The organism is Butyrivibrio sp. VCB2006 (genome assembly GCF_000420945.1).
Classification (GTDB): Bacteria; Bacillota; Clostridia; order Lachnospirales; family Lachnospiraceae; genus Butyrivibrio.
In genome coordinates this window covers 312222-336216 of sequence record NZ_ATVX01000002.1, presented here as the reverse complement: position 1 = coordinate 336216, position 23995 = coordinate 312222, and the positions used below count along the sequence as shown (strand labels likewise).

Annotated in this window: 17 protein-coding genes; all 17 read left to right on the top strand. The window is 43.3% G+C overall.

What is annotated here, in order from left to right; translation table 11 throughout:
* Nucleotides 1–1131: hypothetical protein (locus tag G613_RS19625; protein ID WP_029674444.1), on the top strand; the 1131-nt coding region annotated here is incomplete at its 5' end.
* 230 nt (nucleotides 1132–1361) lie between these two features.
* The gene (locus G613_RS18380; RefSeq protein ID WP_029231216.1) at nucleotides 1362–7973 is read left to right on the top strand and encodes an FMN-binding protein; all 6612 of its coding nucleotides are present in this window, start codon (nucleotides 1362–1364) and stop codon (nucleotides 7971–7973) included.
* A gap of 206 nt (nucleotides 7974–8179) precedes the next feature.
* Nucleotides 8180–8446, top strand: coding sequence for a 30S ribosomal protein S15 (gene rpsO, locus G613_RS0102845; RefSeq protein ID WP_013280372.1), 267 nt, complete (start codon nucleotides 8180–8182; stop codon nucleotides 8444–8446).
* 229 nt (nucleotides 8447–8675) lie between these two features.
* Nucleotides 8676–10766 carry a polyribonucleotide nucleotidyltransferase gene (locus G613_RS0102840; protein ID WP_029674443.1) on the top strand — a complete coding sequence of 697 codons (2091 nt, stop codon included), beginning with the start codon at nucleotides 8676–8678 and terminating at the stop codon, nucleotides 10764–10766.
* Between the two features lie 176 nt (nucleotides 10767–10942).
* Complete coding sequence (locus tag G613_RS0102835; protein ID WP_029231215.1) at nucleotides 10943–12547, top strand: peptide chain release factor 3; 1605 nt, start codon at nucleotides 10943–10945, stop codon at nucleotides 12545–12547.
* Between the two features lie 34 nt (nucleotides 12548–12581).
* Nucleotides 12582–14063 (top strand): transglutaminase domain-containing protein, encoded by a 1482-nt coding sequence (locus G613_RS18375; protein WP_029231214.1) that lies wholly within the window; start codon nucleotides 12582–12584, stop codon nucleotides 14061–14063.
* Between the two features lie 86 nt (nucleotides 14064–14149).
* Nucleotides 14150–14503, top strand: a complete 354-nt coding sequence (locus G613_RS0102825) for an Asp23/Gls24 family envelope stress response protein (protein ID WP_029231213.1) — start codon at nucleotides 14150–14152, stop codon at nucleotides 14501–14503.
* Nucleotides 14504–14544: 41 nt separating this feature from the next.
* Complete coding sequence (gene nusB / locus G613_RS0102820; protein WP_029231212.1) at nucleotides 14545–14946, top strand: transcription antitermination factor NusB; 402 nt, start codon at nucleotides 14545–14547, stop codon at nucleotides 14944–14946.
* A complete protein-coding gene (gene xseA, locus G613_RS0102815) occupies nucleotides 14936–16171 on the top strand; it encodes an exodeoxyribonuclease VII large subunit (RefSeq protein ID WP_029231211.1) in 1236 nt (411 codons plus the stop codon). Before nusB ends, xseA begins: the two co-directional genes overlap by 11 nt.
* A gap of 12 nt (nucleotides 16172–16183) precedes the next feature.
* Entirely contained in the window at nucleotides 16184–16426 is a 243-nt protein-coding gene (gene xseB / locus G613_RS0102810) for an exodeoxyribonuclease VII small subunit (protein ID WP_029231210.1), read from the top strand.
* Nucleotides 16427–16428: 2 nt separating this feature from the next.
* Complete coding sequence (locus G613_RS0102805; protein WP_029231209.1) at nucleotides 16429–17370, top strand: polyprenyl synthetase family protein; 942 nt, start codon at nucleotides 16429–16431, stop codon at nucleotides 17368–17370.
* Between the two features lie 65 nt (nucleotides 17371–17435).
* Nucleotides 17436–19289, top strand: coding sequence for a 1-deoxy-D-xylulose-5-phosphate synthase (gene dxs / locus G613_RS0102800; RefSeq protein ID WP_029231208.1), 1854 nt, complete (start codon nucleotides 17436–17438; stop codon nucleotides 19287–19289).
* A gap of 25 nt (nucleotides 19290–19314) precedes the next feature.
* The gene (locus tag G613_RS0102795; protein WP_029231207.1) at nucleotides 19315–20217 is read left to right on the top strand and encodes a TlyA family RNA methyltransferase; all 903 of its coding nucleotides are present in this window, start codon (nucleotides 19315–19317) and stop codon (nucleotides 20215–20217) included.
* A 2-nt stretch (nucleotides 20218–20219) separates the two neighbouring features.
* Nucleotides 20220–21068, top strand: a complete 849-nt coding sequence (locus G613_RS0102790; protein WP_029231206.1) for an NAD(+)/NADH kinase — start codon at nucleotides 20220–20222, stop codon at nucleotides 21066–21068.
* A 25-nt stretch (nucleotides 21069–21093) separates the two neighbouring features.
* On the top strand, nucleotides 21094–21543 hold the full coding sequence (locus G613_RS0102785; protein ID WP_029231205.1) for an arginine repressor: 450 nt from the start codon (nucleotides 21094–21096) through the stop codon (nucleotides 21541–21543).
* A gap of 59 nt (nucleotides 21544–21602) precedes the next feature.
* Complete coding sequence (recN, locus tag G613_RS0102780) at nucleotides 21603–23291, top strand: DNA repair protein RecN (RefSeq protein WP_029231204.1); 1689 nt, start codon at nucleotides 21603–21605, stop codon at nucleotides 23289–23291.
* 39 nt (nucleotides 23292–23330) lie between these two features.
* Nucleotides 23331–23987: a DUF1836 domain-containing protein gene (locus G613_RS0102775; protein WP_029231203.1), complete on the top strand. Its 657-nt coding sequence runs from the start codon at nucleotides 23331–23333 to the stop codon at nucleotides 23985–23987.
* The last annotated feature ends 8 nt before the right edge of the window (nucleotides 23988–23995 follow it).

The following is a 23995-nucleotide window of genomic DNA, read 5'->3' as shown; positions in this document are numbered from 1 at the left end:
GCCAAGGACTTGAAGGATGCTCAGGATAAAGCAACAAAGCTTGAAGATGACAAGAAGCAGATTATTGCAGATGGCGAGCAGGCAGCCAAGGACTTAAAGGATGCTCAGGATAAGGCAACTAATCTTGCAACTTCAAATAGAGAGACTATCGAAGCTGGTAAAAAGGCCGATGAAGGCATCAAAGATGCCGAGAAGAAGGCTGATGATCTTTCTAAGAAACAGGAAGAAGCTGAGGCAGCAGCAAAGCAGGCTAAGAAGTACGCAGAAGAGTACAAAGCTGTTCTTGAAAACTACACTAATCTTGAAAAAGCTGCACAGGCAGCAGAAGAGAAACTTCAGGCTGCACAAAACAAACTTGGTGAGCTTAAGAATAAGATAGCAGTGCTTACTGATTCTATTGGCAATCAGAGCTTAGATGATACCACAAACAGGCTTAATGAGCTTAATCAGAAGTACGAAGCTGCTCAGAAGAAGTTTGAACAGGCTGAGAAGGACAAAGAGAAGGCTGATCAGGAACTTGAGAAGGCTGAAGAAAAGCTTAACGAAAAGAAGAACGAGATAGCTGAAAAGGAAAGAAAAGAAAGAGAAGCTAGAGAAAGAGCAGAAAGAGAAGCAAGAGAGAGAGAAGAGAATTCTTCTAACGATTCAGAAAGCGGAAACGCTGGCTCAGACTCAAATTTCGGATCATCTTCAGATTCTTCATCAGACACAGCAATTGTTGTTACTCCTGCAGTATCAAATGCAGCTAACACTCCTTCATCACAGGCTGGCGCAGCGGTTCTTGGTGCTAAGAAGATGGTAGCTGTAAGCACAAAGAAGTCTTCTTCAAAAGCTAAGTCAACATCTTCAGATGTAGTTGTAGCTAAGGCTGATGATAATAAGGAAGCTGTAATGGCAGAAGAGACAAAGGCTTCAGAAGTTGTTGAAGAGACAAAGGATGAGACAAATGGTCAGGAGGCTGTAACTATCGTAGAAGAGGATACAGCTAAGGCAGCAATGCCAACTGAGGAGTCTCAGAAGAGCTTCCCATGGTGGATCGTTGTAGTTCTTGCAGCAGCTGCAGGTCTTACAACTGAGGAGTACATCAGAAGAAAGAACATCAAAGTTACTAATAAGACTGACAAGAAATAATCAGTTTTATTATAAATCACACACATATCCCTCAAAAGGATATATTCAGGGCGGGTTTCGCAAGTTGAAACCTGCCCTGATTTTTTATGTAAAAAAGTAATCAAAACCCTAATGATAAAAATTATCAACTGAAGATATTGTGCACTATACATGGTTAGCATATACTAACAATGCTGCTGCCATCACGGATGACACAGTTAATTAAATAAACAATATATTTAGGGGGTAAGATGAAAAAAGTTAAAGTCGTGGGGAAGAGAATTCTTTCTTTTCTCTGTGCAGTTCTTGTGACTGTATCTATGTTTTTTCCTGGAACAACTGTATATGCTGCTAATGAAGGAGATTCTGATGGAATCAAGCTTAGCAGCGTAGAATTATCCGGAGGCGCTGTGGTATTTACCTTTGGCTATAGCGGCGAAAAATTATTTGAAATTGTCCAAAAGGGGCTTAAGGTTCTGATTGGGGAAAAAGAAATCCCTTATGAACCAAACTATAGCTACTATGGATATAACGCTAAGGGCACTTATGTTAAAAGCGGTAATGCTATTTATTTTTATCCTTCAGATTTTGAAGAGGGAGACAATATAGTTACCCTTTCAACAGAAAGTGCCACACATAAAATTGGCGTAAAAAAGACTACAGTCAGCGAAAGCTGGTTTGGAAATGAATATGCTATAGAAACCTTTGAAATTCAGCAGGATGAGCCACAGGAGCCGGAGCAGGAAGAAACTGTCCCTGAAAAGAAATTATTCATCCGTCTCGTTGGCTCTTTTGCCTCCAAAATGGTAGGGGAAGAGGATATCGATGCCATTTCCAGTGCAACCACAGCTTACTATCTTCCTGAAAACACCAATTCAGTTAAGCTTCAGGCAGCGCTGGTTGACTATGCGGCTTCTGTATCTGATGTGACAGAAGAGGATTGGCATGAACTTAGCTACTTTAATCAGGAAGATGGCGCTATCAGGGTTAATGATGATCCAACCAAGACCAGAATTGTCATGGAGCCTGAATGTCCCGGTGTGGAAGGAAGCTACAACATTTTTACCGGAGACGTTATTCTGTCGGGTAAGCCTGAAAGCGCAGGAACTTACAACGTGTATGTTGATTTTACCGACACAGAGGGTAGAACTGCCACCAGCAATGGCGTTACTTTTACTGTCAATGGGCTTGATGAGAAACTTGTAGATCGACTTACTCTTGAAAATAGCACTCAGACAAGCGACGGGCAGTACATATATGACCAGGAGCCTTGGTATATTGAGGAGTTTGGTTCGTACACAGTTGTTGTGCCAAAAGAGATTAAGGCATGGTATGGCTCGCACACCATGGGCACATATTCTGAGCTTGGTAAGGCAATATCTCTTACAAATGGCGAAGAGCCTGTGCAGACTCTGGTTATTCCTGAGGGCTGCAACCTTACCATGGTAAATGTAAGAGTCCATAGCGGAGTTAAGATTGTGGTTCAAAGCGGAGCCAAGTTCTCCATCAGACAGTCCACTATAGAAGGAATAGTGGAAGTTGAAAATGGAGGAAGCTTTTCTTGTGACTATGTGGACTACGGCGATAATGCCGGCTTTATCTATGGCTCAGCTGTTAATGGTCAGATTAGGTTAAAAGACGGATCTACAATCGAAAATGCAAGAATAATCTCCCACACTAACTATTCTGCAAGGGATGATGTTAACAGAAGAAATCAGGCCCCTGTGGTTGTGGTAGAAGGAAATGTCAACGTTAAGGGCGATGTTTATATTCTGGCTGATGAAGCTCCAAATGGTTCATACGGCCAGACTGCCCTGCAGGTAAATGGAACCTTGAACATTCCTGAAGGCTCTACAGTAGCAGCCTTCGGCGGCGGAAGCTCCAACCTTACAGCCAAAGGCGGCGACGCTGTGGTTATGGCAGGCGGCCTTATTCAAGGCGATGGAAGTCTTATTGCTGTCGGAGGATTCGGTATGAACCTCACAGCTGACAGGTCACTTCTTGGAGGCGGTGCTGCTATATGCGGCGATGGAAAGCTCGATGTACAAAGAGTTTACGCAGAAGGCGGCTCAAGCTTTGATACAATGGTAGAACCTGTTCAGGGCAATATTCTTGTGTCAACCAACACCAAGATCACAGCTTCCTATGGCAAGAATAATGGTGAAACCAGCGATAAATACTGGCATGGAACGGGAGATAATAATACAGTTCCGGTTGTTTCACAGTATTTTGAAAACTCAGGGAACCCAGAGCCTACTGATCCGGAGTCTTCAGAACCATCAAACGATGAAAAGAAATACAAAGATGGTACCTACATTGGCGTAGGCCAGGGTAAAAAAGGCGAAATAACTCTTTCTGTGACAATTAGTGGCGGAAAGGTAACTGACATCTCAGAGGTATCTCAAAATGAAACACCAAGCTTTTGGGAAAAGGCGAAAACTCTTTTAGAAACCATCAAGAATAGACAGCCCGGGGCAACAGATGTGGAGGCTATTGATACTGTAACAGGAGCAACACTTAGCTCCAAGGGAATCAAATATGCAGTTATGGATGCCTATAATCAGGCTGCCAAGGCTTTAGAGAACGAAGAAGAGTTTGACATTACAGATGTTACCCTTTCAGGTTCAGGTACTTGGAGTGATCCATACAGAATCAGCAATGTAAAAGAGCTTATGAAGTTTGCCCGGACTGTAGATGAGGGAACAAACTACTCCGGTGAATATGTTTCTTTTGCAGAGGATATTGATCTGTCCAAGGTGGAGAACTTTAACACAATTGGTACAGAGGATGGATTTAGTTCTTTTGCCGGAACCTTTGATGGAAACGGACATACTATCAGCAATATGAAGATAAAGGCTGAAAATGCTGCCAATGCGGGATTTTTCACAGTTCTTAACTCTAATGCGGTAGTAAAGAATCTTAAGCTCGTTAATGCTAAGGTTGAGGCTTCCGGAGATTACAGCCTCTATGCGGGCCTTGTTGCAGGTAATATCAAGAAAGCTGCCATGATAGACCACTGTGAGGCAAGTGGAACACTCATAGTAAAAACAGATACACAAACAGTAGAAGCTGGCGGAATTGTTGGTAATATGATGCTGAAATCAGCAGTTCTTAACTGCTCTTCCGATGTAGCTATAAAGGCTGAATTATCAGAAGAAAATGTTGCTGACTTCGGTGGCATAGCCGGCCTTTCTAAGATGAATGCTCTGGTGCTTAACTCTTCTTCCAAGGGAACAATATCTGTTTCAGAAAGTGACAGTGTTCAGGCTGGAGGCATTATCGGAAATGCCATGGGTAAAACCTTCAATGTGGTTTCTTCTGTTAATGTACAGAGCACAGGAAACGTAGGAAGTGTATTTGGACTTCTTGATTCTTTTGCTACAGCTTCTGACTATTACACAACAATCACAGACATTAAGGCTGTAGGTAACACAGAAGAAACACCAAATACAGAAATAACTGAGAAGCAGCTTAATAGCAATATATCTGGCCTTCATCAGACCTATAGTGCCTACGATTTTTATAAATGGGTGGAGAGTGACAGCTCTTTTAAGCTGTCCGAGGAACTGTGGCATGAGACTGTAATAGACGCGTCTATATTTGATGGGGGAGACGGATCTGCGGAAAATCCATACAGAATTGCTACAAAAAAGCAGCTGGTAAACTTTGCAGCATCTCTTGATACAGAGATTTTGTACGATGGCAAATATGTGGAGCTTGCTGCTGATATAGATATTTCAGACATTGCAAACTGGGAGCCTATCGGAAAATCAGAGTTTGCTTTCAATGGCTCTTTTGACGGAAAAGGTCATACCATTTCAGGACTTAAAGAGGGAACCAAGGAAAGCCCAAGAAAGCTCAGCACTAATTTGGAAGATTTCTCTAATGCCCTGGGACTTTTCGGAACTCTTGGAGTTGATGCAGTAGTTAAAAACGTAAACCTTACCGGAGTAGAGATGTATGTATACCGCGACGATGCCAGCTTTGTTGGTGGAATCGTTGGTTACATGCAGGGACTTACCGATGAAGGCTCAAGGAAAGGTGCTATCATCGATAACTGCTACGTTCAGGGAACAATTTATTCAACAACTCATGAAAAGAATGCCTATGTAGGCGGAATTGCAGCCCGTCAGTACAAGGGGGCAATTATCAACTGCCACAGCGACGTTGACCTTAGATCCACAGTTGAATACGGCGAGTCCATTGCTGCTGTTGGTGGAATCACAGGTATGACCAACAGAGGTCTTGTGGCTAACTGTTATTCGGAAGGCTCATACTTTGGAAGCATGGTTCGTGACATAGAAAATGAGATAGAGGGAATGTCCTCCGTAGGCGGTCTTATCGGTGTTGATGCCGGAGATGTGGTAAACAGTTATGTTAGTGGTGATACAACTTCTGAGCACTACAGTATTTACACAGGAGCTGTAACCGGATGGATAACAGGAATTGGTAAGGCTTACCAGTGCTATTATGATCAGAACACAAATATGTTCATTGCAGGTCGCAGAGAAGCTCAGGTTCAGGCCTACGGAACCAAGACGGTTGGCGGTGTAAATGAAGAGGGTGTTGCCTACGAAGGTGGTGTTGCAGACCTACTTGATGCCTATAATGCCGACACCTATGCTAAGGTGGCCGATAAACTGAATGATAACTTTAGCTCTTTTGCCATCGATATTACTAAGTACGGCCTTTCAAATGATTCACTTAGAAAGTGGACCTATAACGGTAGCAAGGTTGTGCTGGGAGGCGACTATGCTACAGCCACATATGTGCAGCCTGAGGCAGAAAAGGTCCCTGTTACTCCGCTTGTAATGCAGGATGGAATCTGGTACGGAAGAGACAGTGCAGCTACCGTTACAGTTAAGATCGAGGTAAAAGAGGGAGCGATTGTAGCTGAAGATGTCCTTACCGGAAGTAAGGATGACACAGAGAACTACGAGAAAGCCCTTGAAAGAGCAAAGAGTAAGGCTATATACGGCGACTGGACCGGATATGGAAAAGGAGATGCCTCCAAATTTGCCGGTGGTAATGGAACAAAGGAAAATCCTTATCTTATTGCCAATGAGGAACAGCTTAGATACATTGCAAAATCAATTTGCGAAGATGAGACCTGGGATGGTAAGTATTTTAAGCAGACTGCAGATATTACTCTTTCAGGTGAAGATTGGACACCAATTGGATTTGCCGTTAAGGCCAAGATAAAGGGTGATCCTGTGCTGTATAGCGCTTATCCATTCAGAGGATGCTTCGATGGTGGTAACCACACTATTTCAGGAATGAAGATTGGTGACCGCGTAAATCCTGCAAGCATGTATACGGCTGCTATGTTTGGCTTTACAGGCGGTGACTATGAGTCAAACCTTTTGTACGGGGATGATGTATTCAAGGTTGAGATTAAGAATATTAACCTTAGAGATATCTTTATCAATAATGAAGTTCCTTATGATACCTATACAGCGGGCCTTGTTGGAACCGGTCAGAACGGTGTGTTTATTGATAACTGCAGCGTTACAGGTAAGATTTCCGTTAAGGCAGATGATATCGCAAGCAGAGGCGCAGGTCTTGCTGCAAGTATGCTTAGAGGAGCTGCTACAAACTCCTGGACTGACGTAACTATCAGAGCTATCACTGTAGAAGGCGACGTATATGCAGGCGGAATGTTCTCTGTAACAAACCGAATCAATGCAATTAACTGTTATACCCTTGGAGATGTATACGGAACAGCCAACACCAATAATAAGGTTCATATCGGTGGATTTACCGGAATGGCTGGAGCTTTCCAGTACAACTGCTACGCTATGGGTAATGTTACATCAAGCAGACCTACTATAGACATTGGTATTGCTGATGGTCGAATTGCCAACATTGCTTATGACAGAAACTGCTATTTCAATTCTGATGCAAGACTTACAGAGAACGGAGTAGTTCTTGAAAGCGTATATACAGGGGCTGACGGAACAGGAAGCAGTAAGGATACTACCTTCGGTAAGACCGCAGCGGAGATTGGAAGTCAGTCTTTTGCAGATCTTCTTAATCAGAATGTAGACAACGTTGTATCTGAGCTTGAAGCAGCAGACGAAGAACTTGGTGGCATCATGAGCATCTACTATCAGGGCGGAGTTTCAGGCCTTAAGAGATGGAAGATTGAAGGCGGCAAGGCTGTATTGGTGGCAAAAGAAAATGCGGCTGAATCAGGTTCTGACAACAAACCGGGAACTGACAACAAACCTGGTAACGAGAATAAGCCATCTGCAGGCGGACAGAGTGGCAATGAAAATCAGTCATCATCCACAGATAGACAGAATGGTGGGAATTCAGGCAACAACGAATCATCAGGTAGCGGAAGTACATCAGCAGATTCGGGTAGCAGTGAATCATCAAGTAGAGGATCTGTAAACAATAATAGTAGTAATGTACTTCCTAAGACAGGTGCTTCTGCAGTCCTTGGTGCAAGCAAAACACAGACAACAATCGACAACAAAACTGAAAAGTCTCAGACAGTTAAGAAATCAACCACAAACAAAAAATCGTCTAAGCAGGAAAATGTGCCTGAAACGGAAGTTGTAGAAAATGTGGATGAAGAGTCATTGACTCAGGCCAAGGAAGAGACTGCGGATGCTGTCGAAAATACAGATGACAATGCAGAAATTAAAGATTCGGCATTGGAAGAAAAGGAAACAGATATAACTGAAGCTGCAGATCAGGAAAAAACAGAAATAAGCGACGGTGAAGTTCCTCTGTCTGATGGAACAGTGGTTTCTAATCAGGTAAGTCCTGTGACTATAGTACTTATAGTTATCCTTGCCGTAGTATTCGTATCAGGCGGCATAGTAATCAGGAAGCGATTATTTAAGAAATTTTAATGATTTTGCGATTACAAAAACTACTTTACATAGAACACTTTCTATGCTAAACTACATTAGTTGCTGACAAGAATTCAGTGACAGTTACAGAAACTACCTTTTACCCGGATATTGGATACTCCAACCTATGTCTGCGTATGAGGCGGATTCAAGTTTTTTAAGAGGCCAATATAATTAAACTCAATTGGCCAGACAAGGAGAATGAAATGATCGCAAAAGAGAAGAAAACAGAAGTAATCGAAAAGTTCGCTAGAAAGGCTGGCGACACAGGATCACCAGAGGTTCAGGTTGCTATCCTTACAGAGAGAATCAAGGAGCTTAACGCTCACCTTGACAAGAACCCTAAGGATCACCACTCAAGAAGAGGTCTTCTTAAGATGGTAGGTCAGAGACGTAGCCTTCTTGGTTACCTCAAGAAGAAGGACATCGAGGCTTATCGTAAGCTTATCGCTGATCTTGGTCTTAGAAAGTAATTTTTCGAACTCAAAAAACGGGATAAAGCTGATGCAACGTCAGCTTATTCCGTTTTTCTATTTTTGGGAATTTTCATGTGAGAATATGCGCAAAATGCGCTTTTCTAAATAGAAGATGTAAACAAGTTTAAATGCACACGCGCCCGAAGCACTGAGGGTTTATGCGGCTTGACGCTGCTGGGATAGCCCTTTTTGGATGAGGGGCCGCGGATGAGCAGAAGGAGAAAAAATGGTAAAAACTTATTCAATGGAACTGGCTGGTCGTACACTTAAGGTTGAGATTGGCAAAGTAGGCAAACAGGCAAATGGCTGCGCTTTCATGCAGTACGGAGATACAACTGTTCTTTGTACAGCAACAGCTTCAGCTAAGCCAAGAGATGGAATCGACTTCTTCCCTCTTTCAGTAGAGTATGGCGAGAAGTTCTACGCAGTAGGTAAATTCCCAGGCGGATATAACAAGAGAGAGGGTAAGCCTTCAGAGAATGCTATTCTTACAAGCCGCGTTATCGATCGTCCTATGAGACCTCTTTTCCCTAAGGATTACAGAAACGACGTAACAATCGAGACTATGGTTATGTCAGTAGATCCTCAGTGCCGTCCTGAGCTTGTAGCTATGCTCGGCGCATCAGTTTCAGTTTCAATTTCAGATATCCCATTCGATGGCCCTTGCGCTATGACACAGATGGGTATGATCGATGGAGAGCTTATTGTTAACCCTACTCAGGAGCAGTGGAACACAGGTGACCTCAAGCTTACAGTTGCATCTGTAGGACAGAAGGTTATCATGATCGAGGCTGGTGCCAACGAGATTCCTGAGGAGAAGATGAAGGAAGCTATCTACAAGGCTCACGATGTGAACCTTCAGCTTATCGAGTTCTTCAAGGGTATCGTAGCTGAGGTTGGTAAGCCAAAGCACGAGTACACAAGCTGTGCGGTTCCTGAAGAGCTCTTTGCAGCTATCAAGGAAGTTGTTCCTCCGGAAGAGATGGAGAAGGCTGTATTCACAGATGACAAGCAGACAAGAGAGGCAAACATTGCCGATATTACAGATAGACTTACAGAGAAGTTTGCAGACAACGAAGAGTGGCTTGCAATCCTCGGAGAGGCTATTTACCAGTACGAGAAGAAGACTGTTCGTAAGATGATCCTTAAGGATCACAAGAGACCAGATGGTCGTGAGATCAAGCAGATCAGACCTCTTTCAGCTGAGGTTGACCTTATCCCCAGAGTACACGGAAGTGCTATGTTCACACGTGGACAGACACAGATCTGTGACGTTGTAACTCTTGCACCTCTTTCAGAGGCTCAGAAGGTTGAAGGGCTTGATGCTTTCGCTGCTGACAAGAGATATGTACACCAGTACAACTTCCCAGCTTACTCAGTTGGTGAGACTAAGGTTTCAAGAGGACCTGGACGTAGAGAGATCGGACACGGAGCTCTTGCAGAGAGAGCACTTCTTCCTGTTCTTCCTAGCGTTGAGGAGTTCCCATATGCTATCCGTGCCGTATCAGAGACATTTGAGTCTAACGGATCAACATCAATGGCTTCAACATGCGCATCTTGCATGTCACTTATGGCTGCTGGTGTTCCTCTTAAGAAGATGGTTGCTGGTATCAGCTGCGGTCTTGTAACAGGCGATACAGATGATGATTTCGTAGTACTTACAGATATCCAGGGCCTTGAGGACTTCTTCGGAGACATGGACTTCAAGGTTACAGGTACTAAGGACGGTATCACAGCTATCCAGATGGATATCAAGATCCACGGTCTTACAAAGCCTATCGTTGAGACAGCTATTGCACAGTGCCGTGAGGCTAGATTCTTCATCATGGATGAGTGCATGAGCAAGGCTATTGCTGAGCCACGTAAGGAAGTATCCAAGTACGCTCCTAAGATCGTTTCAGTTCAGATCGATCCTGAGAAGATCGGTGATGTTGTTGGTCAGAGAGGTAAGACAATCAACGAGATCATCGCTCGTACAGGTGTTAAGATTGATATTACAGATGATGGTAAGGTATCAGTTTGCGGCGAAGATCAGGATAAGATCAACGAGGCTGTAAACATGGTTAACATCATTGTTTCTGAGTTTGAGAAAGGCCAGATCTTCACAGGTAAGGTTGTAAGCATTAAGGAATTCGGCGCATTCGTTGAGTTCGCACCTGGTAAAGAGGGTATGGTTCACATCAGCAAGATCTCCAAGGAGAGAATCGAGCACGTAGAGGATGTACTTACACTTGGTGACACAGTTACAGTTGTTTGCCTTGGTAAGGACAAGATGGGCAGAATCAGCTTCTCTATGAAGGATGTAGCTCAGAGCTGAGAGAACTTGACGAGGTATTTACGAGTCTAGTTCGAACGTCTTACGGCGAGTGAAACGAGAGCGTAAGTTCCTTGAACTATGGAATTATCGAGATATTGTGGGGCCGGCATGTATTTACATACCGGCCTCATATTAAGTAAAAGTCTATTGATTTATTTTTTAGTAAGGAAAAGAAAATGGGTAACACTAAAGAAACAATAAACGAGATTAATAAGAGACGTACCTTTGCTATTATTTCCCACCCGGATGCAGGTAAGACAACACTTACCGAGAAGTTCCTTCTCTACGGAGGAGCCATCAATATGGCGGGAAGCGTAAAAGGTAAGGCTACAGCAAGACATGCGGTTTCTGACTGGATGGAAATCGAGAAGCAGCGTGGTATCTCTGTAACATCTTCAGTTCTTCAGTTTAATTACGAAAACTGCTGTATCAATATCCTTGATACTCCAGGACACCAGGATTTCTCAGAGGATACCTATCGTACACTTATGGCTGCCGATTCAGCTGTCATGGTTATCGACGCAAGTAAGGGTGTAGAGGCTCAGACCAGAAAGCTTTTCAAAGTCTGCGCTATGAGTCATATTCCGATTTTTACCTTTATCAACAAGCTTGATAGAGATGCTATGGATACCTTCGATCTTCTTGATGATATTGAGAACAACCTTGGTATCGCTACATGCCCTATGAACTGGCCAATCGGTTCAGGTAAGAACTTCAAGGGTATCTATGACAGAAGAGAAGGACATATCGTAACTTTCTCTGAGACTCAGAAGGGTACCAAGGAAGGAAAAGAGACATTTATCAGCCTTGATGATAAGGCAGGAATTGATGCTAATGTAGGTCAGGACGCTTTTGACAAGCTTACAAGTGAGATCGAGCTTCTTGACGGAGCAGGCGCTGAATATGATCTTGAGAAGGTACGCGCCGGTGAGCTCACACCTGTATTTTTTGGATCAGCTCTTCAGAACTTTGGTGTAGAGCTTTTCCTTCACCACTTCCTCAAGATGGCAACACCTCCAACAGGCCGTACATCTTCTGATGGTGAAAAGATTGATCCTCTTGAGAGAGATTTCTCAGCATTCGTATTCAAGATTCAGGCTAACATGAACAAGGCTCACAGAGACAGAATCGCATTCATGAGAATCTGTTCAGGAAGATATGATGCTGACAAGGAAGTTAAGCATGTTCAGAGTGGTAAGGTTATGAGACTTTCACAACCTCAGCAGCTTATGGCTGATGAGCGTAAGATCCTCTCAGAGGCTTATGCCGGAGATATCATGGGTGTATTTGATCCAGGTATTTTTTCAATCGGTGATACAGTATGTATGCCAAAAGATACAATCACTTACGAAGGAATTCCTACTTTCGCACCTGAGCACTTCGCAAGAGTTCGTCAGGTAGATACCATGAAGCGTAAGCAGTTCGTTAAGGGTATCACTCAGATCGCTCAGGAAGGTGCAATTCAGATCTTCCAGGAGTACAACACAGGTCTCGAAGAAATTATTGTAGGTGTTGTAGGTGTTCTTCAGTTTGATGTATTGAAATTCAGACTCCAGAGTGAGTACAATGTAGATATCATCCTTGAGAATCTTCCATATGAGTACATCAGATGGGTAGACAATGAAGACGTTGACATGTCAACTCTTGTTGGAACTTCTGATATGAAGAAAATCAAGGATATGCATGACAGACCACTTCTTTTGTTCATTAACGAGTGGAGTGTTGGCATGACAATGGACAGAAACAAAGGACTGGTTCTTTCTGAGTTTAAAAAGAACTAATATTGTCCGCCAGGATTTTTACGGAGGAATAAGCTTGAGGGAAGAGCGTGTTACAAGAAATATAGCGTTACTTCTGACAGTGGGAATTTGCGCCGGAACTTTGTCCGGATGCAGATACTCTAGTTTTGACGAGTATCTTGAGGCTTTGGGTATCAAGGACCCGCCCTATGAGGAAGTAACTGATGCAGCTACCTACGAGCAAACTCTGGTTGTATCGGAGGATAGCATAACCAGTTCAGAGGAGCCGGTTCCTGCTTTCCAGGCTTCCAAAGAGGACGATTATACCTATAGCACTTTGGACAGCAGCGAGACAGTAGTCTTTTTTGACGAGGCAGCTGAGGAAGATTCAGAGCCTGAGATTGGCTTTGATGCGGACAGAGTATTCAAATCTTCATACAAGGAGCTTACAGAGTCTGAACTTAATGAAGAGATGAAAAACGCCAGACTCTCTGTCGGCCTTACTCCTGAAAACATCGAGGCTATGAAGAAGGAGCAGAAGGGACTGTATGCCTTTGACAGACTTACAGGCTTAGGTCAGACCCTCTATGTAGAGATTCTTGCTATTATCCAGCACCAGGCTGAGAATGTCATGGTTTCAACCACCAGTGATGATGCCATAGACCTTGTTTTTGACTATGTGTGTGCAGATCATCCGGAGCTCTTTTACGTGGATGGTTACAAATATACCAACTACACCATAGACAACACTATTACTAAGATTGGCTTCTCCGGAAGCTATACCTATACACCTGAGGAAGTTTCCCGCAAACAGACCCAGATCAATCAGGCTGTTAATGAGTGTCTTGCGGGAGCTCCGACCTCTACCGATGATTATTATGCCATCAAGTACGTTTATGAATATCTGATCCAGAACGTTGAATATGATCTTGATGCTCCGGATAATCAGAATATCTGCTCGGTATTTATCGGCAAGAAGAGCGTATGTAACGGTTATTCCAAGGCAGCGCAGCTTCTTCTCAATAAGCTTGGGATCAAATGTACTCTGGTAACAGGTACTGTGGATACCAAGAGAGCTAGAAATGTAAGACATGCATGGAACCTGGTTCTGTGTAATGATGCTTATTATTATGTGGATGTTACCTGGGGAGATTCCTCATACCAGGTTGGAAATGGCGAGAATGCTGATGCCACAAGGCTTCCGGCAGTTAATTATGACTATCTCAACGTTACAACCGATGAAATTATGAGGAATCACACAATCTCTGATGAGATTTATATGCCCGGTTGCAATAGCATGAAGGATAACTACTATGTCCGTGAAGATGAGTACTTCACATCTGCGGAACTTGTGCTTATTGGAGATCTTTTTAACAGAAGATATCAGGACGGCAGTTCTTCAGTAGTTATCAAGTGTGCCAACAAGAGCGTCTATGATCAGCTCTTTGAACAGCTTGTGACACAGAGGCAGGTGTTTGACTACTTGCAGGGAGATAATTCCACAGTGTCCTACACATCCTTTGTTGACACAAACACATTGATATTCTGGATTGCATAACCTTTGTATATTTATGCTTAATTTGGCAGAATATGGTATAATAACTTAGTATGGACTTCGAATAATTATTTTGAGGAGTAGATAAAATGGGAAAAGAGTTAGCAGAGATTGGATCAGTTAAGATTGCAGATGATGTAGTGGCTAGAATTGCTGTACTTGCAGCCCTTGAGGTTGACGGTGTATCTGCTATGGCAGGTAATTACACAAGCGATACATTAGAGAAGGTTAGCCGCAAGAATCTTACAAAGGGCGCCAAGGTTATGGTTGGCTCATCTGAGGTTAAGGTTGATCTTGCACTTATGATGGCTTACGGCTTCAACATTCCGGCTACATGCCAGCAGGCTCAGACTCGTGTTAAGACAACAATTGAGAATATGACAGGTCTTACAGTTACTGATGTAAACATCAGAATTGCCGGAATCACAATGCCTAAGGCATAAGATGCATCTGAAATAGTTTAATTTAGAATGGATAAGATTATATGAATAGAACAGAACTAAGAGAGCAGATTTTTCAGCTGCTCTTTCGTGTTGAATTCAATACCAAAGAAGAAATGATGGAACAGGAGGAGCTCTTTACAACAGAGGGCGACCTTGAGTTTTCCAAGACTGATGCAGATTACATCAGAGACAAATATGAGAAGATTGCAGAGAAGCTTGAAGATATTGACAAGGCAATCAATGAGAAGGCAGTAGGCTGGGAAACAAGCCGTATGGCCAAGGTTGACCTTACAATAATCAGACTTGCTGTATATGAGATACAGTTTGATGAATCTGTTCCTACAGGCGTAGCAATCAATGAGGCGGTTGAGCTTGCCAAGAAGTTTGGACAGGATGGCTCACCAGCATTTGTAAACGGAGTGTTAGCTAAATTTGCGCAGTGAATATACAGTCACACAGGTTAATGCATACATCAAGAACATGTTCACTCAGGACTTCCTGCTTAAGGCTATTACGGTCAAGGGAGAAGTGAGCAATTGCAAATATCACTCATCCGGGCATATCTATTTCACAATCAAGGATGCCGGAGGAGCAATAGCCTGTGTAATGTTTCGCGGTGACAGAGAGCGCGGAGGCCTTCGCTTTAATATGCAGGAAGGTCAGCAGGTCAAGGTTACCGGTAGCATCGATGTATATGAGAGAGACGGCAGATATCAGCTCTATGCCAAGCAGATCATGCTGGATGGAGCTGGTGTTCTTTATGAGCGCTATGAAGAGCTTAAAAAGAGACTGGCAGAGACTGGCTTGTTTGCACAGGAATACAAGCAGCCTATACCCAGATACATACATACTCTCGGCGTTGTAACAGCCCCGACGGGTGCAGCGGTGCGCGATATTATCAATGTTGCCACCAGGAGAAATCCACATATTCAGATTATTCTATATCCCGCCATAGTTCAGGGAGATCAGGCTGCTGAGAGCATAGTTAAGGGTATTGAAACCCTTGCTATGAAAAATGTAGATACGATCATTGTGGGACGAGGCGGAGGTTCCATAGAAGATTTATGGGCATTTAACGAGGAGATAGTCGCTCAGGCTATTTTTGACTGCCCGGTCCCAATTATTTCCGCAGTTGGACATGAAACAGATACTACAATTGCAGATTATGTTGCAGACAGAAGAGCTCCTACGCCTTCAGCTGCGGCAGAGCTTGCGGTATTTGAATATTCAAGATTTGAACAGGACATCCAGGATTATGCATATTCACTGCAAAAGTCCATGGATAGAAATATATCTGAGCTAAGACAAAAAGAGCTCAGATATCGGGAGACACTTCGTCTTCTAAGCCCAATGGGCAAGATCAGGGACAGAATGCTGCGTCTTGACCAGTATCAGGATCAGCTGCAGAGCCTTATGGATAGGAAAATAATAAGTGCTCGTCACAGGCTGGATGTTGATATTGAGAGAATGAAGGGTTTATCACCCCTGGATCGCCTTATGGGAGGCTACTCCTACGCAGTGGATGCTGACGGAAAGAATCTACGCAGCATTAAGGCTGTTAATAAGGGAGATGAAATGTCCCTGTATGTTAGCGATGGTGTGATAAAGGCAGAAGTACTTGAAACACAGGAAATGAGCCATGGTGACGGAAATAACGGCCCATTTTAACAGGAGATAGATATGGCAGGAAGAAAGAAGACTGAAGAAGCAAATCAGGAACAGAAACTCTCTGTAGAAGAGGCTTTTTCTCAGATAGAAGATAAGATTCAGGCTCTGGATAGTGATGATATTTCACTTGAGGATTCTTTTAAAGAATATCAGGAGGGCATGAAGCTCCTTAAATACTGTCACGATGCTATCGAAGAGGTTGAACAGAAGGTTCAGAAAATAGCACAGGACGGAAGTCTGGAGGACTTTGAATAATAATGGGTACAGATTTTAAGAGTGGGCTTAATGAGCGAGTAGCCCATATAGAAGATACACTTAAGGCTTTTTTACCGGCGGAAAATGGTTATGCAAAGACTGTTATAGAGGCTATGAACTACAGCCTTCTTGCAGGTGGTAAGAGACTTAGGCCAATGATGATGCTTGAAGCCTACAGGCTTTTTGCAGGGACAGAGGCTGATGAGCAGGTTGTTAAGCCTTTCATGACAGCCATGGAGATGATCCACACCTATTCCCTGGTGCATGATGATCTCCCAGCCATGGACAATGATGAGTACAGAAGGGGCAGGAAAACTACCCACGCAGTATACGGAGCAGGAATGGCTACTCTTGCCGGGGATGGACTTCTTAACCTGGCATATGAGACTGCGGTAGCCGGAGCAATCAAGGGAAAAGAGCTTTCTTCCTATGATGGAGACAACAAGAACAGATATCTTGCAGCCCTTGAGATCCTTACTACCAAGGCAGGCATTTATGGTATGGTTGGCGGACAGTGTGCAGATATATGTGCTGAGAACGCCACAGGTATTCCTGAGGATGAGATGAAGGATACACTTCATTACATCGATGAGAACAAGACAGGAGCTCTTATAGAAGCAAGCCTTATGGTAGGAGCAGTTCTTGGAGGCGCCAGTGCCTCTCAGGTTCGCATGATGGAGCAGGTAGGAAGTAACGTAGGAATTGCTTTCCAGATTCAGGATGACATCCTTGATATCACCAGCACTGCAGAGGTTTTGGGTAAGCCAATCGGTTCTGATGAGAAGAATGGCAAGAGCACCTATGTAAGCCTTTATGGAATGGATAACGCCAAGGCCAAGGTAAAAGAGCTTTCGGATGAAGCGGTGGACATCCTGGACAACCTTGGATTTAAGGATTCTTTTTTACATGAGTTGTTCCAGTATCTGATTTACAGGGAAAAATAAGATTAGTAAGGAACAGATATTTGTAATATAAGTAGCATGACATAAGAAATGGAGCGTGTAAAACAATGCTTCTTGATCAGATAAATAAGACCGGGGACATTAAGGATATTCCCAAGAATAAATATCCCGAGCTTGCCCAGGAAATAAGAGAATTTTTAATAAATAAGCTGTCAGTGACAGGAGGGCACCTTGCATCAAACCTTGGTACAGTTGAACTTACCATGGCGCTTCATGTTGCCCTGAACCTTCCACAGGACAAGATTATCTGGGATGTAGGACATCAGTGCTACACTCACAAGCTCCTTACAGGAAGGAAGGATAAGTTTGACAGCCTTCGTCAATACGGCGGAATGAGTGGTTTCCCAAAGAGAAGTGAGTCCGATACGGATTGCTTTGATACAGGACACAGCTCCACTTCAATTTCCGCAGGCCTTGGTATGGTCAAGGCAAGAGATCTTAAGGGAGAGGATTACACTGTTGTATCCGTTATAGGTGATGGCTCTCTTACAGGTGGTCTCGCCTACGAAGCCCTGAACAATGCGGCCAAGCTTGAGACAAATTATATTATTATTCTCAATGATAACGAGATGTCTATTTCAGAGAGCGTCGGAGGTATGAGCAGATATCTTGATTCTGTACGTACTGCAGAAGGCTATCTTAACCTTAAGTGGGATGTTTATGAGCAGCTTCGTAATACCAATCCCAAGATGGTTGCCAGCATCAGACGTGCCAAGAACACTTTTAAGCAGCTCTTTGTGCCTGGAATGGTATTTGAGAACCTTGGTATTACTTATCTTGGCCCTGTTGATGGACATGACACAGCAAGCCTTATTAAGACCATAAATGAGGCCAAGAAGGTTAAAAAAGCTGTCATGATCCACGTTATGACCAAGAAGGGCAAAGGCTTTGAGCCTGCAGAAAGACATCCTGCAAGATTCCACGGAACCGAGCCATTCCTTATTGAGAACGGCCTTCCAAGGAACCCCAGAACTACAGCTAATTATCAGGATATTTTCAGTACTGTTATGTGTAAGCTTGGCGCAAGGAACGACAAGGTAGTTGCCATAACAGCAGCCATGGCAGACGGAACAGGACTTAAGAGATTCCGTAACATGTATCCGGAGAGATTTGTGGATGCAGGAATTGCAGAGGAACATGCGGTAACCTTTGCAGCAGGCATGGCAGCCGGCGGATATAAGCCGGTATTTGCTGTATATTCATCATTTTTGCAAAGAGCATATGACCAGATTTTAGAGGATGTATGTCTTCAGAATCTTCCGGTTGTATTTGCTATAGACAGAGCAGGCCTTGTAGGAAGCGACGGAGAGACCCACCAGGGAATCTTTGATCTGTCCTATATGTCTACAATGCCTAACATGCATATCATGGCGCCCAAGAATAAATGGGAACTTTCAGATATGCTTAAGTTTGCGGTAGAACTTGATTGCCCAAGTGCAGTCAGATACCCAAGAGGTAATGCCTACGACGGACTTAAGGAGTTCAGAGCTCCGATTGAAATGGGCAAATGTGAGCCTATTTATGAGGAAAAAGATGTATGTCTTCTTGCAGTTGGCAGTATGGTCAAGACTGCAGAAAAGGTCAGAGAAATCCTCAAATCAAACGGTATCAAGTGCTCGCTTGTAAATGCAAGATTTGTTAAACCTATTGATACTGACTACATTCATATGGCCAGCAAAACACACAAACTCTTTGTTACTATGGAAGAGAACGTTGCTACAGGTGGCTATGGTGAAAAGGTAAGACAGTACATTGATGATAACAGACTTGATGCATATGTTTTGCAGGTTGCAATTCCGGATAAGTTTGTAACTCACGGAAGTGTGGATAAGCTTTATAAAGAACTTGGAATGGATGCAGAATCTGTTGCACAGCGCATCATGGATGAGATTCAGAAGTAATTAAGAAAGATAATAAGGATTAGATATGGCAAAAGATAAAGAGAGGCTGGACGTCCTTTTGGTTAACAGGGGACTGGCCCCATCAAGAGAAAAAGCCAAAACTCTTATCATGGCCGGTGAAGTGTTTGTTAACGGTCAGAGAGAGGATAAACCGGGCACTACCTTTGAAGAATCCAAGATAACAAGTCTTGAGGTAAGGGGGGATACACTTCCTTATGTTTCAAGAGGCGGACTTAAGCTTGAGAAGGCAGTTAAGAATTTTGCTTTTTCTTTGGAAAACAAAATTTGTATGGATATAGGTGCATCCACCGGAGGCTTTACTGACTGTATGCTTCAGAACGGAGCAACCAAGGTATATTCAGTGGATGTAGGCCATGGACAGCTTGACTGGAAGCTTAGAAGCGATCCTCGAGTTGTCTGCATGGAAAAGACAAACTTTAGATACATGGTAAGGGATGATATCGCTGATGATCTGGATTTTGCATCCTGTGATGTTTCTTTTATCTCACTTACCAAGATATTACTTCCAGCCAGAAGGCTTCTCAAGGACGGTGGCCAGATGGTATGCCTTATAAAACCTCAGTTTGAAGCAGGAAAAGACAAGGTTGGCAAAAAGGGAGTTGTAAGAGAACCCAAGGTTCACGAGGAAGTAGTTCACAGAATCATGGATTTTGTGGATATTGCAGGCTTTACGGTACTTCACCTTGATTATTCACCAATCAAGGGACCGGAAGGAAATATTGAGTATTTGATACATATCAGCAAGGATCCTGAGAGAAACGACCAGGTTGCTGATCTGACTGAGGCTGAGGGAGAGAAAACTCTTAAAGTCGTGGAGGAGCAGGGCGATGGCTTTTCACACAGCCCTGAAATGGAAAAACTCATTGCAGATACAGTTGCAAGAGCACATGGGAGTCTTGATAAATAACTATGGACCATTTTTGTATAGTCACTAATACCAGTAAAGATCACGGAATGGAAATGACCATGCACATCAAGGATTATCTTGAGAAGCATGGTAAAAAGTGTGTTATAGCCGAGCAGTTCTCCGGTGCTGTAAAAGAGCACAGGGTGGAGAGAGATTTTTTGAGTGATATTCCGGAGGAGTCCGAGTGCATCATAGTTCTGGGCGGAGACGGCACAATGCTTCAGGCTGCCAGAAGCGCAGCGTATCTTGATATTCCACTTATCGGCGTAAATCTAGGAACTTTGGGATATCTTGCGGAAGTTGAAAAGAGTGGTGTCGATGATGCTTTAAGGCGCCTTCTTGCAGGTGACTATGAGATAGAAGACAGAATGATGCTGTATGGTGATGCCTGTGACAGACATGACTATGCACTTAACGACATTATCATTTCAAGAAAAGCATCACTTACAACCATAAATTTTGATGTTTATGTAAATGATCTCTTTTTATGTAACTATCATGCAGATGGAATAGTAATTGCTACACCTACGGGATCTACAGGCTACAGCCTGTCAGCAGGAGGCCCTATTGTGGAACCTTCAGGCAATATGATTCTTGTGACACCGATCTGTCCACATACCATCAATTCCAGAAGCATGGTACTGGCTGCAGATACCAAGATTTCAATTGTCATAAAGGAAGGCCGCGATGGCAGCAACCAGGAGGTAGTTGCTTACTTTGACGGAAGTGGCCGTATAGACATGAATACCGGTGACAGAATCGAGATTGAAAGGTCGGATAAGACCACAAAGATTATAAGACTTAACAGAGTAAGTTTTCTTGAAGTTCTGGGTAAGAAGTTCGAGACGTGATTTGAGTAGTAATTCGGGGGTAGATATGAAGAAAAACAGACATGACAAGATAATTGAGCTTATTGCAAGACATGAGGTTGAGACTCAGGAACAGCTTGCAGAGCTTCTCAGGGGCGAAGGCTACGATGTAACCCAGGCCACAGTTTCAAGAGATATCAGACAGATGAAGCTTAGCAAGCAGGTTACAGAGGATGGCAGACAGAAGTATGTGTACTCAACTGCAGACAGCGATGTAATGCAGGATAAGTATGTAAGCGTACTCAAGGCCGGCTTTGTTAAGATGGACGTAGCTCAGAATCTTCTTGTTATCAAGACAGTTTCTGGTATGGCTATGGCGCTTGCTGCAGCTATTGATGCTATCGAGATGTCAGAAGTAGTTGGCTGTATTGCAGGAGACGACACAATCTTTGTTGCCATCAAGTCTAATGAAGAGGCTCAGATGGTAATGGATAAGTTTAAAGAAATGTTGGCTTAAGGCTCTCATTTTTTTACATAAATCAAGACGGGGTTCTCATTTTAAAATGAGGAAAAATTATGTTATACAGTTTGCATGTTAAGAATCTAGCTCTTATCAAGGAGCAGGAGATTGAATTCTCCAAGGGACTTAATATCCTGACAGGAGAAACAGGTGCAGGTAAATCAGTAGTCATTGGCTCTGTGAACCTGGCCCTGGGAGGAAAAGCTGATGCCGGTCTTATCAGGACCGGGGAGGAGTACGCACTGGTTGAGCTTGTCTTTGGCCTTGAGAATGACAGCCAGAGAAAACTTCTGAAAGAAATGGACATTCCTGTTGAAGAGGATGGAACCGTTGTTATCCAGAGAAAGCTCATGCAGGGTAGGAGCGTATCCAAGGTTTGTGGGGAATCTGTATCTGCCAGGCAGCTCAAAGATATCTCTAACATTCTGATTAATATCCACGGACAAAATGATCATCAGGAACTTCTTCACAAGCAAAAACATCTTGATATATTGGATGACTACTGCGTGAATGAGCTTGGTGAACTTCCAGCCCGGATCAAAGAAAACCTTCAGAAAATGAAGGATTTACAAAGTCAGCTTGAAGAAACGAATATTGATGAAACCGCCAGGATAAGAGAGCAGGAGCTTTTGGAATTTGAGGTTAATGAGATTTCAGAGGCTTCATTAGTCGTGGGCGAGGATGAGAAGCTGGAAAGCGCTTATCACAAGATGGTTAACAGCCGAAAAATTTCAGAGGCTGTCTATACTGCCTATGCCATGACCGGTTCAGCAGAATCAGAGGAGAGTGCTTCTGATATAGTTGGAAGAGCTGTTAGAGAGCTTTCTTCTGTGGTTAATTATGATTCTGAACTCGAGGATCTGCTTGCGCAGCTGTCGGATGTGGAGAATCTTTTAACAGATTTCAATCACTCTTTATCTTCATACATCAAGGATCTGGAATTTGATGATGAGGAGTTCAGGGAGACTGAGGACAGGTTAAATATCATAAACCACCTCAAGGATAAGTACGGCGGAAGTATTGAGTCTGTGCTAAAAGAGCTTGATGAGAAGCAGGCAAGGCTTGATACCTTATCAGACCTTGATGCCCACAGAAATAAGCTGGTAAAAGAGCTTGAGGAGCAGAAAAAAACAGTTCTTGATCTGTGCAAAAAGATTTCCGCTATCAGGAAAAAGGGCGCAAAGGAGCTTGGAGAAAAGCTTAAGAGTGCGCTGATAGATCTTAATTTCCTGGATGTGAAATTTGAGATAGCAGTTAACAGCGACGAAGAAAATATAACTTCAAGGGGCTACGATGATGTGGAATTTATGATTTCCACCAACCCCGGAGAGGAACTGCGTCCTCTTGAGAAGATTGCCAGCGGAGGTGAGCTTTCCAGAATTATGCTTGCCCTTAAAACCGTTGTGGCAGACAAGGACGATATCAGTACCCTTATCTTCGATGAGATTGACGCAGGTATCAGCGGTAAGACAGCCTGGAAAGTATCACAGAAGCTGGGAGAATTGTCCAAAGATCACCAGATTATCTGTATTACCCACCTTCCACAGATTGCAGCAATGGCAGATACCCATTTCATGATTGAAAAGGGATTGTCTGAAGGAAGAACCGTAACAAGCATTTATTCTCTTTCCGAAGAGGATTCCACCAGGGAGCTTTCAAGGCTTCTCGGAGGCGAGGAAATTACAGAGGCAACTATTCAGAACGCCCTTGATATGCGCAAGATGGCAATGGAGAGCAAGGCTTAAGGATTTCTTTTGACATAAAAGGAGTATGAGGACAACGAGATGACAATCGATAATGACGATCTGATTAACAGCATAATAGCGTCACTTGGAAGGATTGATACAATCTCTTTAGATGAGATGCCAAACATTGATCTTTATATGGATCAGCTCACAACCTTCATGGATGAGAGGCTTAAAAAGACCACTCGTCATCCGGGAGAAGACAAGATCCTTACTAAGACCATGATCAATAACTATGCCAAAAATGACCTTCTTCCTCCTCCTGTCAGGAAGAAGTACTCCAAGGACCATCTGATTCTTTTGATATTTATTTATTATCTTAAGAATATTCTGTCCATCAATGACATTCAGACTCTTATCGAGCCCCTTAAGGCTAGATTTCATGTCAGTGATGATGAACTGAGCCTCAGTAAGATTTACAACACTGCCTATGAGCTTCAGAGCGAGGCTCTTGATCCTGTAATTGAGGACCTTAAAAAGAAATACGCAAGGAGCCTTGAGACCTTTGGAGATGAGAAACTTACCGATGAAGAGAAAAAGCGCATGCAGATGTTCTCTTTTATCGTGGAGCTTTCCTACGATGTCTATGTTAAAAAGCTTCTTATTGAGAAAATCCTTGATAATGTAGTTTTGGAAAAAGAGGAAGCGAAGGGTAAGGCAAAGGCCACTGGTAAGGACAAGAAAGAAAAGAAGTAATACAAAGG